General features: G+C 68.3%; 2 protein-coding genes. Both read right to left on the bottom strand.

Annotation, left to right across the window (positions count from 1 at the left end):
* Nucleotides 1–42: 42 nt before the first annotated feature.
* Nucleotides 43–2,241 carry a site-specific integrase gene (locus BBK14_RS39855; protein ID WP_071061205.1) on the bottom strand — a complete coding sequence of 733 codons (2,199 nt, stop codon included), beginning with the start codon at nucleotides 2,239–2,241 and terminating at the stop codon, nucleotides 43–45.
* The gene (locus BBK14_RS09710) at nucleotides 2,238–3,485 is read right to left on the bottom strand and encodes a tyrosine-type recombinase/integrase (RefSeq protein ID WP_071061203.1); all 1,248 of its coding nucleotides are present in this window, start codon (nucleotides 3,483–3,485) and stop codon (nucleotides 2,238–2,240) included. Before BBK14_RS09710 ends, BBK14_RS39855 begins: the two co-directional genes overlap by 4 nt.
* Between the last annotated feature and the right edge of the window lie 229 nt (nucleotides 3,486–3,714).

Below are 3,714 nucleotides of genomic sequence, written 5' to 3'. Positions count from 1 at the left end.
GTACTCAACCTCCTCGGAGTAGACCCGACCAAACCCCCGTGATCACGAAACGGGCAGGTCAAAGCATGAAAACCAAACGTGCGGAGTACAGGGGAGCATGGGGCAGCGAATGCAGGCGTGTTCGTGTTTGCAGGCTGTGCCGTAGGGGCGGGCGCAGGTGCCGAGTTCGACTTTGCGGAGTTCGAAGTGCTGTTGGAATTCGTCCCATTCGGTGTCGGTGGGTTCGCGGTATTCCTCGGCGGGGCGGACGGCCCGGCGCCGGGTCAGGAATGCCTGGTAGGCGCGGATGAGGTCGTCCTGGAAGACCGCGAGATAGGACTGGGTCGTGGTCAGGTGGTGGTGACCGAGAACGCGGGCGGCGATGTGGACGGGTAGGCCCGCGGCGACGGCCTCGGTGACGAAGATGCGCCGGAAGTCGTGCGCGGTGTAGCGCAGCGGTGCGCCGGTGGCGTCGCGTAGGCCGGTGCGGGCTATCAGGTTCTTCAGCAGTTTCTGGACGGTGTTGACGTTGATGACTTCGTGCCGGTGGCCGATTTTGCGTTGGAACAGGTGCGGCAGCGGCGGTCCGGTGACCCGTTCGGCGCCGTCGTAGCGGGCGACGAGCGGGATCGCGCCGTGAGCGTCGCGGAGCCGGGTGATGATGGTGRCCAGGACACTGGCCAGTTCCGGGCTGACCAGTAGGAGCCGTTCCTCGTCGTTCTTCGATGGCATGATCTGCAGCAGTGGCACGGTCTGGCCGGTGTCCGGCAGGCGGTAGGTGCTCAGCGCGAGATGCGTGAGCTCGAGGAGTTCCTCGATGCGGACGCCGGTGTGGCGCAGGGTTTCCACGATCGCCCAGGTCCAGAACGCCTCGTCCTCGGCGCGAGTCAGGTCGACCAGCCCGCCGGTGGTGAGGTCGGTGACGAGGGTCGCGACAGTACCGTGGTGGCGGGCGGTCAGCGTGTGGCTGACGCGCAGCGTCCGGCGGTAGGAGGTGCCGGCGTGGTCGAAGACCTCGCCGGCGGGCATGGCGTTCGCCGTCGCGAGCAGCCTGGCTTGGGTGTCGAGGTGGGTTTCGGCGGTGTCGACGAGGACGGGCAGGTGCGGCAGGCGTTCCCGGATGCGCTGGTGGATCTGCGCGGTGACCTGCCTTTTCAGCTTCGCCATGCCGTCGGTGTCACCTTTGCGGACCGGGCTGGGCGCGGCGAACGGCACCCAGGAGGCGTCGTCCAACGCCCACTCCTGGATGTCGAGGTAGAACGCGCGGACCCCGGTGAGCAGGTCGAGGTGGCGTTTGCGGGGCCGGCCCTGCTCGGACGGCTTGCTGGTGAACATGATCCGCTGTTTCCAGGCGTCGGCGACCTCGGCGGGCAGGGTCAGGGTGTCGATACCGGGGTGGTGGGCCTCGATGTCGGCCCAGAACCGTCCGGCCAGGACGGTGACCAGCGCGCGGAACGAGCCGTAGTCCATCCCGGGGCGCCGTTCGTCGAGGTAGCGGATCAACACGGCGCGGACGGCCGGCGACTGGATGCGGTAGAGATCGACGAGTTCGGCGGTCGGTCGGGGCCCCGCACGCAGCGCGGTGCGCATCGCCACCCGGGTGTCCAGGACGCCGACCGTGCGCAGCAGGTCCCACGCCGGGTAGATCCCCAGCGGGACATGGTTGCGGGCGTTCAGGTAGTAGGAGCGGATCTCGAAGAGGTCTTGCGGGGTCAGCTGCTCGACCGTCTTACCGGTATGCAGCACGACCCTGGCGATCAACGCGAGCGTCTCGCCCTGCTGCCGGCCGGACAGGCCCATGACCTGGGCTCCCCGGCCGAGCCGGGAGAACAGCGCCGGGCTGATGACCTGTTGGGTGTGGCTGAGCAGCGCGGACGGCCGGTAGCGGCGGATGAAGTCGTAGCTGGGCAGGATCGCCCGACACAGCAGCAGCCCGACCAGGCCGCGGCGTAGTTCGTCCTTGCCCGCCCAGGGGCTCAGGCCCTCGCGGGCGCGCAGCGGGTCGATCCACTCGTAGCGGTCCCCGTCGGCCGCCGCCCACCGCTGCTGCCACCCCGACCCCGGATGCTCGCCGAGCCAGCGAAGGATCCGGGCGGCTCCCCGGGTCCACTGCTCGCCGTGGCGGTCCGCCGGGAACACCGGCAACGTGGGGATCTCTGCCAGCACCAGTCCGGCGCTCGCCCAGTTAAACGGTCCGACCCGCACCGTGCTCGTCGCGGCGGCCACCTCGACGCTGGCAGGTGCGGACGCTGTCGTCGTCATCGGCCGGCTGGCCCGAACAGCACGGTGAGGTCCTCAGCCCGGTAGGGGGTCGTCGCCCCGCCGGGGCCCGGCGGCGTCAGCGGCTCGTCGCGGCCGGCGAGATGGTCCCGTACTCGGCGGATGACCTCGAGGTCGTCTTCCACGAGGTAGGTCTCGGTCGTGGTCAGATGAGCGTGTCCGAGGATCGTCTGCACATCGCGCAGCGACAGCCGAGCATCCCGGATCATGCGCAGGGCGCAGGTATGCCGCAGGTCGTGCATGGTCCAGTTGGTGCCCAGCAGTCCGTTGGCGCGGCGCAGCACCGCCCGCAGCGCCTCGTAGTTCAACGGCACGCGACCGGGCGGACCGCCGTCGCGGGCACGACGGCGCAGCGTCTGCCAGACCGGCGCGTCAGCACCCAGCCCGCCGATCTCCTCCACGTGCAGGCGCAGCCACACGAACGCCTCCGGGCTGGCCGGCAGCCACTGCGGCGCCCGTGTCCCCTTGCGCCGGACCTGGATCAGCTGATCGCCCCAATCCAGATCGACACCGCGCATTCCCAGCAGCTCCCCGGCACGAGCGCCGGTGCTGACCGCCAACGCCAGGATCGCCCGGTCACGGTCCGAACGCATCGCAGTGAACAGCCGCTCCCACAACTCGTCCGGCATCGCCCGCGGCCGACGTTTCGGTGTCGGCGGGTTATAACGCAGCCGCCCCTMCAGCCGGAACGGTTCCAACGGGTTGTGATGCGCATGAGGACGCCGCCCCCGCCCCCGAGCCAGCACCACCGGATTGACCAGCGGCCCTTCACCCCGCTCGATCCAGAACGCGTAAAACGACCGCACGACAGCGTTCGAGTGCCGAATCGTGGCCACCATATAGCTGTCGTCCTGGAACCGCTTGCGGGTGATCGGGTTCACCGTTCCTGCCGTCATCGCAGAATCAGTTCGCGGCAACCGACGCCGCTTACTGGTCCGCTGCAACCACAGCACGAAATCCCGCGCCTCCGCCGGACACGCCTTCGACCATTCCACCTCCACCGCCCGCAGGAACCGCCACCAACGCAGCAACGCAAACGCATAGCTGCGAATCGTCGCGGCCGAACATCCCTGCGCTACCAGGTCACGCAGGAATCGTCGGATCGGCTCGACCGGCCGACCCTCCTCATCCACCACACAGAACGGCTCGACACCGGCCATCGGGACCACTCGACCCCACACCGGCAGATCGATCAGATCAATCACACGATCACGATTATCGGACATCCACACGCAGTCCTCTCACTGGGAACTGCGTGACATCTACCGACCGGCCACCACCCGCCGCCTACGACACGCTGATCGTCCGCCCGGTAGTCCGGTCAACGGTTCCGACCACCGACAGGTCCACCGCAGGAGCGACTATTAAATAACCCTTGAGTTCTGCATTGCTGCTGAGATCGTACTGGCAGGCGATCCTCACGGGGACAGGGCCTCCCTGTGTCCTTCGCGGCCG

Source organism: Parafrankia soli (assembly GCF_001854695.1).
Lineage (GTDB): Bacteria > Actinomycetota > Actinomycetes > Frankiales > Frankiaceae > Parafrankia > Parafrankia soli.
Note: the sequence above shows the minus strand (reverse complement) of the source record. Positions and strands in the feature narration are given on the sequence as shown.